15 protein-coding genes are annotated in these 12403 nt (G+C 72.5%); 6 read left to right on the forward strand and 9 right to left on the reverse strand.

Features of this window, described 5'->3' with window-relative positions:
• Window positions 1-712: HAMP domain-containing sensor histidine kinase (locus tag Q0112_RS00455; protein WP_297970099.1), on the forward strand; the 712-nt coding region annotated here is incomplete at its 5' end.
• Window positions 713-850: 138 nt separating this feature from the next.
• On the opposite strand, the gene Q0112_RS00460 is transcribed toward Q0112_RS00455, so the two are convergent.
• The 9 genes from Q0112_RS00460 to fliF all read right to left on the reverse strand — a co-directional run bounded on the left by Q0112_RS00460 (window position 851) and on the right by fliF (window position 7532).
• The gene (locus Q0112_RS00460; RefSeq protein ID WP_297970101.1) at window positions 851-1414 is read right to left on the reverse strand and encodes a peptidylprolyl isomerase; all 564 of its coding nucleotides are present in this window, start codon (window positions 1412-1414) and stop codon (window positions 851-853) included.
• Complete coding sequence (locus Q0112_RS00465; RefSeq protein WP_297970102.1) at window positions 1411-1923, reverse strand: peptidylprolyl isomerase; 513 nt, start codon at window positions 1921-1923, stop codon at window positions 1411-1413. The genes Q0112_RS00460 and Q0112_RS00465 overlap by 4 nt, the downstream gene beginning before the upstream one ends.
• Window positions 1924-1989: 66 nt before the next feature.
• Window positions 1990-2505, reverse strand: a complete 516-nt coding sequence (gene coaD / locus Q0112_RS00470; RefSeq protein ID WP_297970103.1) for a pantetheine-phosphate adenylyltransferase — start codon at window positions 2503-2505, stop codon at window positions 1990-1992.
• Window positions 2506-2587: 82 nt separating this feature from the next.
• Window positions 2588-3025, reverse strand: a complete 438-nt coding sequence (locus Q0112_RS00475; RefSeq protein WP_297970104.1) for a CBS domain-containing protein — start codon at window positions 3023-3025, stop codon at window positions 2588-2590.
• An 86-nt stretch (window positions 3026-3111) separates the two neighbouring features.
• Window positions 3112-4188, reverse strand: coding sequence for a FliG C-terminal domain-containing protein (locus Q0112_RS00480; RefSeq protein ID WP_297970105.1), 1077 nt, complete (start codon window positions 4186-4188; stop codon window positions 3112-3114).
• Window positions 4185-4937: a flagellar type III secretion system pore protein FliP gene (gene fliP, locus Q0112_RS00485; RefSeq protein WP_297970107.1), complete on the reverse strand. Its 753-nt coding sequence runs from the start codon at window positions 4935-4937 to the stop codon at window positions 4185-4187. The genes Q0112_RS00480 and fliP overlap by 4 nt, the downstream gene beginning before the upstream one ends.
• Before the next feature lie 108 nt (window positions 4938-5045).
• Window positions 5046-5375 (reverse strand): FliM/FliN family flagellar motor switch protein, encoded by a 330-nt coding sequence (locus tag Q0112_RS00490; protein ID WP_297970109.1) that lies wholly within the window; start codon window positions 5373-5375, stop codon window positions 5046-5048.
• On the reverse strand, window positions 5353-5958 hold the full coding sequence (locus Q0112_RS00495; protein WP_297970111.1) for a hypothetical protein: 606 nt from the start codon (window positions 5956-5958) through the stop codon (window positions 5353-5355). The genes Q0112_RS00490 and Q0112_RS00495 overlap by 23 nt, the downstream gene beginning before the upstream one ends.
• A complete protein-coding gene (fliF, locus tag Q0112_RS00500) occupies window positions 5955-7532 on the reverse strand; it encodes a flagellar basal-body MS-ring/collar protein FliF (RefSeq protein ID WP_297970113.1) in 1578 nt (525 codons plus the stop codon). Before fliF ends, Q0112_RS00495 begins: the two co-directional genes overlap by 4 nt.
• Before the next feature lie 123 nt (window positions 7533-7655).
• Here fliF and fliL point away from each other — a divergent pair, with 123 nt between their 5' ends.
• The 5 genes from fliL to Q0112_RS00525 form a co-directional block, all read left to right on the forward strand.
• Window positions 7656-8156 carry a flagellar basal body-associated FliL family protein gene (gene fliL, locus Q0112_RS00505; RefSeq protein ID WP_297970115.1) on the forward strand — a complete coding sequence of 167 codons (501 nt, stop codon included), beginning with the start codon at window positions 7656-7658 and terminating at the stop codon, window positions 8154-8156.
• Window positions 8157-8167: 11 nt separating this feature from the next.
• On the forward strand, window positions 8168-8731 hold the full coding sequence (locus Q0112_RS00510; protein ID WP_297970117.1) for a hypothetical protein: 564 nt from the start codon (window positions 8168-8170) through the stop codon (window positions 8729-8731).
• A gap of 3 nt (window positions 8732-8734) precedes the next feature.
• Window positions 8735-9283 carry a hypothetical protein gene (locus Q0112_RS00515; RefSeq protein ID WP_297970119.1) on the forward strand — a complete coding sequence of 183 codons (549 nt, stop codon included), beginning with the start codon at window positions 8735-8737 and terminating at the stop codon, window positions 9281-9283.
• 88 nt (window positions 9284-9371) lie between these two features.
• Complete coding sequence (gene motA / locus Q0112_RS00520) at window positions 9372-10244, forward strand: flagellar motor stator protein MotA (protein WP_297970121.1); 873 nt, start codon at window positions 9372-9374, stop codon at window positions 10242-10244.
• Window positions 10241-12403, forward strand: a 2163-nt coding sequence (locus Q0112_RS00525) for a hypothetical protein (RefSeq protein ID WP_297970123.1), incomplete at its 3' end; no start/stop codon positions are given. The genes motA and Q0112_RS00525, both read left to right, overlap by 4 nt.

Raw genomic sequence — 12403 nt, forward strand, 5'->3', positions numbered from 1 at the left:
CAACGCCATGCTCGACCGCATCGAGACACTGGTGCGCGACCTGCGCACCGTCACCGACAGCCTCGCCCACGACCTCCGGACCCCGCTCGGCCGCCTCGTCCGCCACCTCGAGGCCGCCGTCGACGAGGCGACGCCGCCGGAAGCCCGCCGGACCCGCATCGACGAGGCGCTGCGCGAGGCGGAGAGCGTGCTCGCCACCGCCACCGCCCTTCTCGACATCTCGCGCATCGAGGCCGGCATCGGCGCCGAGCAGTTCACGCAAGTCGACCTCGGCCGCCTCGCCGCCGACGTGGCCGATCTCTACGAGGCGGCGGCCGAGGAGCGCGGGGTCGCCCTCGCCCGCGACGTTGCGCCCGGCCTCGGCGTGCGCGGCCACGACCAGCTCCTCGCCCTCGCCCTCTCGAACCTGGTCGAGAACGCGCTGAAATACGCCCCGACCGGCTCCTCGATCAGCATCGCCGCCCGTCTCGACCAGGGCCGCCCGGCGCTGGTCGTCGGCGACCGCGGCCCCGGCATCCCCGAGGCCGACCGCGCCCGCGCCCTCGGCCGCTTCGTCCGCCTCGACCCGAGCCGCGGCAGCCCCGGCGCCGGCCTCGGCCTCGCCCTCGTCGCCGCCGTCGCGCGCATGCACGGCGCCGAGATCCGCCTCGCCGACAACGCCCCGGGCCTCCGCGCCACGCTGCGCTTCCCCGCCGCCGGGCCGGCGCCCTGACGGCTCATGCGCGTTAACCCCTGGTCACGGCCGCAATTCGTATGGCCGCTTTCCAGCCTCCTTCCAGCCGCATTCCAGTCCGCCCAAGTCGCTGTTAACGCAAACGGAATTCCCCTGGAGACCGATTCAGAGGCCGCATCACTCCCTGACGCTGACCTTCGCCATCCAGTCCGGCTCGGAAACCTCGCCGTTCGCCCCCTCGCCGCGCCGGATCCGGTCGACCACCTCCATGCCGGAGGTGACCTCGCCCACGACCGTATACTGGCCGTTCAGGAAATCCCCGTCGGCGAACATGATGAAGAACTGGCTGTTGGCCGAGTTCGGATCCTGCGCCCGTGCCATCCCGACCGTCCCGCGCTCGAAGGGCGCATCGGTGAACTCCGCCGGCAGATCAGGCAGGCTCGAGCCCCCGGTCCCCGCCCGCCCCTGCCCGAAGGCCTCGCGGGTGCCGAACGCGACATCGCCCGTCTGCGCCATGAAGCCGTCGATCACCCGATGGAAGACCACCCCGTCATAGGCCCCGGCCCGCGCCAGCTCCTTCAGCCGCGCGGCATGCTGCGGCGCCTCGGGGTTGAGCGCGATCTCGATCGTCCCCTGCACGCCCCCGTCCACCTCGATGACGAGCGTGCCCGCGTCCTGGGCGGCGGCAGCGGTCGCGAGCCCCGCCGCCGCGACCAGCGCCAGCAGTCCCCGCCGGATCATGCCGCGTCACCCGCCACGCGCACCGAGACCATCCGGTCGGGCTCCGCCGGCGGCTCGCCCCGCCTGATCGCGTCGACATGCTCCATGCCGGAGACCACCCGCCCCCAGACGGTATACTGCCCGTTCAGGAAATGCCCGTCGCGGAACATGATGAAGAACTGCGAGTTGCCGCTGTCGGGGTTCTGCGCCCGCGCCATCCCCACCACGCCGCGGTCGAACGGCAGCTTGGAGAATTCCGCCGGCAGGTCCGGCTGGCTCGAGCCCCCGGTCCCCGCCCGGCGCAGGTTGAACCCCTCCGCCATGTCGCCATGCTCGACGTCGCCGGTCTGCGCCATGAAGCCGTCGATCACCCGGTGGAAGGCGACGTTGTCGTACTCCCCGGCGCGCGCCAGCGCCTTGATCCGCTCGACGTGCTTCGGCGCCACCTCCGGCAGCATCTCGATCGCCACCAGCCCGCCGTCCTTGAGCTCGATGAGGAGCGTGTTCTCCGGGTCCCGGACCTCGGCCATGGCCATCTCTCCCTCGCCAAATGCGTCGCGGCGGACCCTAGGCGCGCCGGCCGCCGGGGAAAAGCCTCAAACCCGCGCGCGGACCACTTTCCTGGCGAACTTCTGCGCGAGCGCCGCCGCCACCCGCGGCGGCACGAAGCCGCTGACGTCGCCGCCGAGCCGCGCGATCTCCTTCACCAGCCGCGAGGCGATCGCCTGGTAATGCGCGTCGGCCATCAGGAAGACCGTCTCGATGTCGTCGTTCATCGCCCGGTTCATGCCGACCATCTGGAACTCGTACTCGAAGTCCGACACCGCCCTGAGGCCGCGGATGATCATCGAGGCGTCCACGTCCTCGGCGCAGTGGATGAGCAGGTTCTCGAACGGGTGCGCGACGATCTCGGTGTCGGTCAGCCGGCCGATCGGCCCGCACTCGGCCTCCACCATCGCCACCCGCTCCTCGAGGTCGAAGAGCGGTCCCTTGTCGCGGTTGATGGCGATCCCGATCACCAGCCGGTCGACGAGGCTGCAGGCGCGCCGGATGATGTCGATATGTCCGAGCGTGATCGGGTCGAAGGTGCCTGGATAGAGCCCGATCCGCATCCGCGTTCCCCGCCGCCGGCCGCATTGCGCACACGCAACGATATTGCGGCGCGGCGGTCAAGATCCGCCGGAGGGCCGCGCCCTACCAGCTGTTCGAGATCATCTCGGTCAGCGCCATGTTCTCGGCCTGGATCTCGGTGATCCGCGCCTTCACCACGTCGCCGATCGAGATCACCGCGACCATCCGGTTGTCCTCGATGACCGGCATGTGGCGGAAGCGCCCCTCGGTCATCTTCTCCAGCACCGAGAGGGCGGTGTCCTCCGGCTTGCAGCCGACGACGACGGCGGTCATCAGGTCCTGGATCTGCGAGTCGAGGCAGCTCGCCCCGCGGCTCGCCAGCGCCCGCACGATGTCGCGCTCGGAGAGGATGCCGTCAACCGTCGCGCCGTCGCCGGTGATGATCACCGCGCCGATCCGCTTCTCCGCCAGCAGCTCCACTGCGCTGCGCACCAGATCGCTCGGCTTCATGCTGATGATCTGCGAATTCGCCTTGGAGTCGACGACGTTACGGATGATCACGCCAGCACCTCTCCCCTTGAACTGCGGCCTTCGCGATCGAGTGTCCCCTCCACCGATCGGGCTGTCAAGCTGCGGGTTGCCGCACGCTAGCCGAAGGCGCTGTCCTTCTCGATGAAGCGGATGCTGCCGGCCTTGGCCTGGGCCTGGATCGCCTTGGTGATCTCGATCTGCGCCGATTCGCCCTCCTTGCGGCTGACATCCGTCAGGCCCGCCAGCTCCTCGACGTAGCGCTCCGAGAGACGCCGCGGCAGGTTCTCGAGGATGAAGGGAACGGTCGCGCTCGACTGCGCCTCGCCGAGCTTCAGCGCCTTCAGCAGCACCTCCTCCGGCACGTCGCGCAGCACGCCCGCGATGTCGCGCCCGTGCAGCCGCACGGCGATGTCCTCGAAGGTGAACATCGTCCGCTGCACGTCCTGGGCGAGCGAAGGCTCCTGCGCCTCGAGGTAGGAGAGGAAGCCCTCGCGCACCTCGGTCGAGATGTTGTTCATCAGCCCGGCGATCAGGTCCGCCGGCCGGCGCTTCGAGAGGTTGCGCTGCAGCACCGAGAGGAAGTCGCGCTCGATCGTCCGCTGGATCGCCGCCGCGACCGGCGGGTCGAGCTGCGGCACGCGCGAGAGGCGCAGCACCACCGTCTGGGCGAAGGCGCGCTCCAGCCGCTCCAGCACGCTCGCCGCCACCTCGGCGCGCAGCTCGGAGAGCACGACGGCCGCGGTCTGCGGATGCTCGGCGGCGAGGAAGCTCGCCAGCGTCGGCGCCGGCGTGTCGTTCAGCCGCTCCCAGACCGAGCGCACCTCGCTGCGCCGCCGCCCGTCGATCAGCCGCTGCACCTCCTCCTCGTCGTCGAGGACGGCGGCGAGCAGCTTCCGCGCCGCCTTCGAGCCGCCGGTGAGCTCCGGCCCGGTGGTCAGGAGCTCGAGGAACTCGACGATCACCGAATCGAGCACCTCCTGAGGAATCTTCCCCAACTCGTTGACTGTCCTGGCGAAGCGCTCCATGTCCGGCTCGGCCAGATCGCGCAGGAAGCCCGCCGCCTGGTCTGGCCCGATGGCGGTCAGGATCATCGCCGCCTTCTCGATCGGCGTCGGCACCTGGTCGCCGCGCAGCGCCGGCGGCCGCGGCCGCTCCACCTTCACCCTGGCCGGGACGAGCGCGGCATCGGTCATGGGTTGTAGCTCCTGACGAGCGCCCCGCCGAGCAGGCTCCAGCCGTCGGCGATGACGAAGAAGGCGAGCTTGAACGGCAGCGAGACCACCGCCGGCGGCACCATCATCATGCCCATCGACATCAGGATCGCCGCGATGACGAGGTCGATGACCAGGAAGGGCAGGAAGATCAGGAAGCCCACCTCGAAGCCGCGGCGGATCTCGCTGAGCAGGAAGGCCGGCACCAGCAGCGGCAGCGGCGTCGCCCCCTCGGCCTCCGGCGCGGCCGGTGGCGAGCTCGATTGCGGGCCCGGCGGCGTGACGGGGAGCGGACGCGCGTCGCGCAACAGCGCCACGGTCGCCGGATCGGCGCGCCCCTCCATGAAGGTGCGGAAGGGCGCCATCGTCGGCGCGAAGGCCGCCTCCGGCTCGATCCGGCCGGCGACCATCGGCTCGATGCCGTCGTGCCAGGCCTGGGTGAAGACCGGCTCCATGACGAACCAGCTCAGAAAGAGCGCGAGGCTCACGATCATCATGTTGGGCGGCGCCTGCTGCACGCCGATCGCCTGCCGGAGGATCGAGAGCACCGTCACCATGAAGGGAAAGCAGGTCACCATGATCGCGAGCCCCGGCGCGAGGCTGAGCAGCGTGATGAGCAGCAGCAGCTGCACCGTGCGCAGGCTGAAGGACTGCCCGTCCCCGAGGCTGATCGAGATCTGCTGCGCCGCGGCCGGATGCGCGATGGCAACGAGAAACAGGCACGCCGCCACCGCGAGGAGCGGCGCGAAAAAGCGCCAGATCCTTGCCGTTCGGTTAATCCGAAAAAATTTTCGCATCCATTTCAATTAGCTACCTATAGTTTCGCGTGCGAAATCCTCTCAGAGCTCGTGCGAGAAGTCGGCCACCTCGGTCAGCCGCACCCCGAGCCGCCCGCTGTCGTCGCCGATCTCCTGCAGCTCGCCGCGCGCGATCAGCCGGTCGCCGATGTAGAGCTCGACCGGGTCGTCGATCGTCGAATCGAGGGTGAGGACCGAGTCCCGCCGCAGCTCGACCAGCTCGCTGACCAGCGGTCGCGCCTTGCCGACCGAGATCGTGACCTCGATCGGCACCCCGAGAAAGGCCCCTGCCCGCGCCTGCCGCGCCGCGCGGTCGGGGGCGGGCTCCGCCTCCGCCGGGGCCGCGCCCTCATCCGGTCTGTCGTCCGCCATCGTCCTCGCCCTTGCTGCCGGTTTCCAGATGCGACGCGATGCAGGCGCGGGCCTGCGCGATGCAGGCCTCGAGATCGAGATGGTCGTAACCCTGGTCCCAGAAGATCTGCGCCTCCCGCGGCAGCAGCTCCGGAACCTCCTCGATCGTCGCGTCGAAGCCCATGCGCCCGAGCATCGCCTCGAGCCGCTGGGCGACCTCGGGCGCGCAGCGCAGCCGCGGCCGCGCCTCCGGCGCCTGCAGCACCGCCCGCTCGACCACCGCCGCGATCTCGGCCCCGAGCCCGGCGTCGGCGAGCGCCGGCGCGATTGCCCCGGCCAGCGCCTCGATCATCGGCGCGAGGCTCGCCGCCACATGCCGCCGCGCCGCCTCGTTGGTCAGCCGCGCGTCGTTGATCGCCTCGATGAGCTCGGTGGTGAGCCGACCCTGCTCCTCGAGGAAGCCGTCCGTCGCCGCCGCCTGCCCCTCGAGGTAGCCCTCGGCATAGGCCCGCTCCCGCTCCGCCTCGATCTGCCGCTCGAGCGGATCGCGCCGCGCGCCCGGGCGGGCGGCCGGCAGGAAGGTCTCCAGGCGATAGGCGCTCATGATCCGGCCGGCTCCTTGCGGCTGTCGGGCGATTCGATCCAGCTCCGGAGCACCGCCGCGCTGTCCTCGCCGCGGCTCGAGATGACGTCGCGCAGCCGCTCGATCTTGTTCACCGTCTGCGCCGGCAGGTCGAGCAGGCTGTCGCCCGCGATCTGCGCCGGCGCGGCCTGCCGCTGCGCCTCGGCGAACTCGCGCGGCCCGGTCAGCTCGGCGAGCTCGAGCACCGGCCGCCGCACCGCCATCGGCCGCAGCACGAAGAAGATGAGCGCGAGCACGATCGCCCCGAGCACCCCGAGCTGCGCGATCCGTCCGCCCCAGGCCGCGAGGAAGCCGCCGCCCGGCCCCTCGACCAGCGTGCCCTGCGCCGGGGTCGGGCTGAACTGCAGCGACTCGATCGTGACCGTGTCGCCGCGCGCCTCGTCGAACCCCATCGCCGCGCGCACCAGCTGACGCAGCGTCTCCATCTCCTCCGCCGGCCGCGGCGACCAGACCTGCTTGCCGTCGGCGCCCGTCTCGACGATCCCGTCGACCATGACGGCGACGCTCAACCGGCGGATCGCCCCCGGCAGCACCACCCGCTCGCGCCGCGTCTCCGACACCTCGAAGTTCAGCCGCTCCCGGTTCTCGTTCGCCGACCGCCGGCTCTCGCTCGCGTCGCCGCCGACGTCCCCGTCCGGGAGGTTGCTCGCGACCGTCACCCCCGGCGCGGCGCCGGTGGCGTTCTCCGAGCTCGACTCGGTCTCCGAACTGATCGCGACCCGGCTCTCCGGGTCGATGGTGCGCTCGGAGATGGTCTGGCTGTCCATGTCGGCCTCGACGTTCACCTCGACGATCGCCTTGCCCGTCCCGACCCGCGCCTCGAGCAGCCGCTGCACGTTGGCGCGGATCGTCTCCGCCCGGCTGTCCGGCCCCGCCGCCGGGCCGGCGAGCGGATCGACCTTGCCGGCGAGGATCACGCCGCCCGCCGCATCGATCACCGCGACCGACTCCGGCGCGATCCCGGCGACGGCGGAGGAAACGAGATAGCGGATCGCCTCCGCCTGCGACCGGTCGAGCGTACCCCGCGCCATGGTGACCGTCACCGAGGCCGACCCGGCCGGCGTGCGCGAGAAGGGCTGCGACACGGGGTTGGCCAGATGCACCCGCGCCGAGCGCACGTTCGGCGAGCCGGTGATGGTCCGCGCCAGCTCGCCCTCCTTCGCCCGCCAGTAGGCGGCATCGAACATCTGGCTCGTGGTCCCGAACCCGGACAAGCCGTCGAGGATCTCGTAGCCCGCCGGCCCGCCCGCCGGCAGCCCCTTCGCCGCCAGCTGCATGCGGATGCGGTCGCGTGCGGCGGCATCGACCAGGATCGCCGCCCCGTCGACCGAGAAGGCGACGCCCTCCGCCTCGAGCTCGGCCACGACCTCGCCCGCCGCGGTGGCGTCGAGCCCGGAATAGAGCATCGCCATCGACGGCGCCGTCGCGACCCGGCTGATGCCGAAGACCGCGGCGGCGATCGCCACGACGCTCAGCACGGCGACGAGCCGCCGCCGCGCGTCCAGTCCGTCCCAGAGCTCCTTCAGCCTTGCCACCCTCGGGTACCTGCACTCTCGCATTCGAACTGGCGCGATACTCGGAGGGCCATGCTTAAGAAATGGTTAGGAATGCTCGGTTTACCTCTGACCGAAACGCGAACCTTAACCATCGGGACCGCCATGGCCGACGCCGCCGAAATCGTCGATGACGCCCCGCCGGCCAAGCCGGGGCGGAAGCTCGGGCTCGTCCTCGGCCTCGCCAGCGCGCTCGCGCTCGGCGGCGGCGGCTTCTACGCCGTCTTCTCCGGCCTCGTCGATCCCACAGGCCTGACCGGCCTCCTCGGCGGCGGCCACGACGACGCGCCGGAAGGCGTGGCCGGCGACGTCGCTTTCGTGGCGATGGACCCGATCATGATCTCGCTGCCGCCCGGCGCCTCGGCCCGCCACCTGCGCTTCACCGGCCAGCTCGAGGTGGCACCCGAGCATGCCGCCGAGGTCGCGGCGCTGCTGCCGCGGGTGCTCGACGTCCTCAACACCTACCTCAGGGCCGTCGAGGTGCGCGACCTCGAGGAGCCGTCCGCCCTCGCCCGGCTCCGCGCGCAGATGCTGCGGCGCATCCAGGTCGTTACCGGCGAGGGCCGGGTGCGCGACCTGCTCGTCACCGAATTCGTGCTGAACTAGGGAACGCCCGCATGGACCTCCTGATGAACGGCCTCCTGATGACGGCGACGCTCTTCGCCGGCGGCTACTGCTGGGTGCTGGCCCGGCGGGTGCGCCAGCTCAAGTCGCTCGATTCGGGGCTGGGCGGGGCGATCGTGACGCTCACCCGCCAGGTGGAGCTCGCCCGCACCACGCTCGAGGAAGCCCGCAGCGCCTCGCGCGACACCCGGCACGACCTGGCGCAGCTCGTCGCGAAGGCGGACGGTGCCGCCGGCCAGCTCCGCCTGCTGATCGCCGCCGCGCCCCTGCCCCAGCCGGCACCTCCGGCCGTGGAGCCGGCACCCCCACCCGCCGCCGCGGCTGCCGAGCCCGCGCCCGTCGTCCCGATCCGCCCCGTCCCCCGCGCGCCCGAACCGCGCGCCGAACTGCGCGCCCCCGAAACGCACGCACCCGAGCCGCAGGTCGCCGAGATCCCGAAGCCGCGGGCGCTCGCCCCGGTCGAGAACCCGCTCCGGCGCAAGGACCCCGAGCCGGCCCCGGCGCACAGCGAGGACGACATCCTCGAGGCGCTGAGCGCGCTTGCCGGAGGGCGCTGAGCCATGGCCGCCGCCCGCCCGATGCTGAGCGGCATGGGGCTCGTCGTCTGCTGCTTCTTCGCCTCGGCCGCGCTGCGCCTGACCGACGACGGCTGGGCTCTCGCCCAGGGGGTGGGCGAGGCGGCGGCGCCGGGCGCGACCGGATCGGACAAGGACCGGCTCCTCGAGGCGATTCGCGAGCGCGAGGCGCAGCTCGAGGCCGAGGAGAAGCGCCTCGCCGACCGCAGGCAGACCCTCGGGGTCGCCGAGGCGAAGCTCGCCGAGCAGCTCGCCGCCTTCGAGAAGGCGCAGGCGAACCTCGAGAAGACCCTCGCCATGGCCGACCAGGCGGCCGAGCGCGACCTCGCCCGGATGACGACGATCTACGAGAACATGAAGCCGGCCGAGGCGGCGAAGATCTTCGAGACCATGGACGTCGCCTTCGCCGCCGGGCTCCTCGCGCGGATGCGCCCGGACATGGCGGCGCAGGTGCTGGCCGGGATGACGCCGGAGACCGCCTACGCCGTCACCCTCACCGTCGCCAGCCGCAACGCCCGCGTGCCGACCAAGTAGCAGCGCAAGGCTTTGTTAAACCCCCGACCGCTAGACCGTGACGTGAGAGAGCGGCGCGAGCCCGGCCCCGGAGTCCCGGAATGAACGCATGATCGGCATCGTCGGCATCTGCATCGTCTTCGTCATGGTCTTCGGCGGCTACACGATGGCCGGCGGCAAGATCGGCATCATCCTGCACTCGCTGCCCTTCGAGATGATGATCATCCTCGGCGCCGCCACCGGCGCCTTCGTGATCGGCAACGACAAGCACGGCATCAGCCGGACCCTCAAGGACATCGCCAAGGTCTTCAAGGGGCCGCACTGGAAGACGCAGGATTTCCGGGACCTTCTATGCCTGATGTTCCAGCTCATCCGCATCGCCCGCTCGAACCCGGTCGAGCTCGACCAGCATATCGAGGACCCCGCCTCCTCCTCGATCTTCACCGCCTATCCGCGCATCCTCGCCGACGAGGAGGCGGTAGCGCTCATCTGCGACACGCTGCGCTCGGCCTCGATGAACTACGACGACCCGCACCAGGTCGAGGAGGTGCTCGGCAAGCGGATCGAGGCGAACTACCAGGAGGCGCTCCACTCCGCGCACACGCTGCAGAGCATGGCCGACGGCCTGCCCGCCCTCGGCATCGTCGCCGCCGTCCTCGGCGTCATCAAGACCATGGCCTCGATCGACCAGCCCCCCGAGATCCTCGGCAAGATGATCGGCGGCGCGCTCGTCGGCACCTTCCTCGGCGTCTTCCTCGCCTATGGCTTCGTCGGTCCCTTCGCCAACCGGGTGAAGGCGGTGATCGACGAGGACCAGCATTTCTACAACCTGATCCGCGAGGTGATGGTGGCGGCGCTGCACAACCACGCGCCCAACATCTGCGTCGAGGTCGGGCGGCAGAACACGCCGGCGAACCTCCGCCCCTCCTACAACGAGCTCGAAGGGGCGCTGCGCGCCTCCCGGCAGAGCCTCGCCGCGTGATCCGCGCCGCCGTCCTCGGCCTTCTCGCCGCCGGCGCCGCGGCGCCGCTCGCCGCGGCCGAGGGCGGCGCGATCCGCGGTGGCGAGCACGAGGGCTTCACCCGCATCGTCCTGACGGTCGAGCCGACGACGGAATGGTCGCTCGAGACGGCCGACGGCCGGGCGACGCTGCGCTTTCCCGGCCGCGCGCTCGCCTTCGACACCGCCGGCGTCTACGACCGCATCCCGCGCACACGGGTGACGGCGGTGACGGTGGTGCCCGATCCCGGCGGTACCATGGTCGCCGTGGATCTCGGCTGCGACTGCCGCGTCAGTACCTCCTTCGTCGGGGCGCAGTATCTCGCGCTCGACATCGCCGACCGCGACGCCGCCTTGCCCGAGATCGCGGAACCGGCGGAGACTGCCACGGAGCGCGCGGTGCGCGAGGCCCGCGCGGTCGCGAGCGCCGAGGAGGTGCTGATCCGCCAGATCGAGCGGGCGGCGAGCCAGGGCATCGTGCGTTTCACCGAGCCGGAGGCGCCCGCAGCCGCGGAGAGCGCCACCGCGGGGCCGGCCGCGGGCGAGCCCCCGATCCCTCCCGACGGCCTGCAGGCGGTCGCGGCGGCGCTGGCCGAGAACGACCAGATCGAGGCGACCACGGTCTTCGACCGCGACAGCCGCAACGCGCTGGCGAGCACGGCCGACATGCCGCCCGGCGTCTGCCTCGAGGACGTCGAGCTCGACGTCGGCGCCTGGTCGAACGGCTTCGCGCTGACCGCGCAGCTCCCCGCCCTCGAGCGCCAGCTCGTCAGCGAGTTCGACGCGCCGAACCCCGACGCGGTGCGCGACCTCGCGCGGCTCTACATCCGCTTCGGCTTCGGCGCCGAGGCCGAGATGCTGCTCGCCGCCTTCCCCGACGCCCCGCTCGACCGCCGCACCCTCCTCGCCGACCTCGCCCGCGCCGTGGAGGGGCGGCCGCTCTCGCCCGGCGGCCCGCTCTCCGTCGCCGTCCCCTGCCCCGGCAACCACGCGCTCTGGCTCGCCCTCGGCGGAGCCGCCCCGGCCTACCGCGACGCCGCCGCCTTCGCCGCGGGGCAGGCCGCCTTCGGCCTGCTCCCCGCCGACCTACGCCTCCTCCTCGCGCCGCGTTGGATCGATCGCCTGCTCGCCGAGGACCGCCCCGCCGAGGCCCGCCTCATCCTCGACACCGCTGCCCGCCCCGGCGAGCCGGTCGGCGCCGACCTCGAGATCTCCGCCGCCCGGATCACCGCCGCCGAGGGCAACAGCGAGGAGGCGGTGCGCACCCTCGACGCGCTGCGCGAGGCGGACGGCCACGCCTCGCTCGAGGCCCTGACCGGGATGGCGCGCGTCGCCCTCGACGCCCGGCTCGCGCTCCCCTCCCGCGTCGTCACCGACCTCAGCGCCGCCGCGCTGCAATATCGGGGCGCCCCACCCGAAGCCGAGCTGCGCGGCCTCCTCGTCGCCGCGCTCGCCCGCAGCGGCGAGCTCTCCGCCGCGCTCGCCGAGACCCGCGCCGCGATGCACGACCTCCCAGCCGCCGCCCCCGGCTTCGCGACGCTGATGGCCGGCCTCCTCGCCGAGGCGGAGCCGGCGGCGGTCGGCGCCGCCACCTACGCCGAGACGGCGCTCGCCGCGGAGGATCTCCTGGCCGCCGCCCCGCCCACCGACCCGGCGCGGATCGCCGTCGCGAGCCGGCTCGTCGCCCTCGGCCTGCCCGATCCCGCTCTCGCGCTCGTCGCCGCGGCCGTCGCCGCCGACGATCCCGCGGCCCGCCTCGTCGCCGCCGAGGCCGAGCTCGGCCGCCGGAGCCCGGATGCCGCCCGGGAGGCGCTCGGCCCCCTCGCCAGCCCCGAGGCGACGGCGCTCCGCGCCCGCGCCTTCGCCCTCGACGGCGCCTACGACCAGGCGCTCTCGGCCCTCGAGCGGAGCGGCATGGCCGGGTCCGGCGCCCCCTACGCCTGGCCCTCCGGCGACTGGCCGCGCGCCCGCACCGTCGCCGAGGCCCCCGCGCAGCGCACCATGGCCGCCTACATGGAAGTCGCCGCCGGCGCCGCGCCTGCGCCCGCCCCCGCCGCCGATCCCGCGGCCCTGCCGCCCGATCTCGCCTTCCGCGAACCCTTGCCGCCCCTCGACCGCCCGAGCCTCGACGCCGCCCGGCGC

The sequence above is a fragment of the uncultured Amaricoccus sp. genome (assembly GCF_937858865.1).
GTDB lineage: Bacteria > Pseudomonadota > Alphaproteobacteria > Rhodobacterales > Rhodobacteraceae > Amaricoccus.

Excerpts from the sequence above, each read along its gene's own strand:
- Q0112_RS00460 (WP_297970101.1), bottom strand. The coding sequence starts at position 1,414 with ATGATCCGGCGGGGACTGCTGGCGCTGGTCGCGGCGGCGGGGCTCGCG.
- Q0112_RS00465 (WP_297970102.1), bottom strand. The coding sequence starts at position 1,923 with ATGGCCGAGGTCCGGGACCCGGAGAACACGCTCCTCATCGAGCTCAAG.
- coaD (WP_297970103.1), bottom strand. The coding sequence starts at position 2,505 with ATGCGGATCGGGCTCTATCCAGGCACCTTCGACCCGATCACGCTCGGA.
- Q0112_RS00480 (WP_297970105.1), bottom strand. The coding sequence starts at position 4,188 with ATGACCGATGCCGCGCTCGTCCCGGCCAGGGTGAAGGTGGAGCGGCCG.
- Q0112_RS00490 (WP_297970109.1), bottom strand. The coding sequence starts at position 5,375 with ATGGCGGACGACAGACCGGATGAGGGCGCGGCCCCGGCGGAGGCGGAG.
- Q0112_RS00495 (WP_297970111.1), bottom strand. The coding sequence starts at position 5,958 with ATGAGCGCCTATCGCCTGGAGACCTTCCTGCCGGCCGCCCGCCCGGGC.
- fliL (WP_297970115.1), top strand. The coding sequence starts at position 7,656 with ATGGCCGACGCCGCCGAAATCGTCGATGACGCCCCGCCGGCCAAGCCG.
- Q0112_RS00510 (WP_297970117.1), top strand. The coding sequence starts at position 8,168 with ATGGACCTCCTGATGAACGGCCTCCTGATGACGGCGACGCTCTTCGCC.
- Q0112_RS00515 (WP_297970119.1), top strand. The coding sequence starts at position 8,735 with ATGGCCGCCGCCCGCCCGATGCTGAGCGGCATGGGGCTCGTCGTCTGC.
- motA (WP_297970121.1), top strand. The coding sequence starts at position 9,372 with ATGATCGGCATCGTCGGCATCTGCATCGTCTTCGTCATGGTCTTCGGC.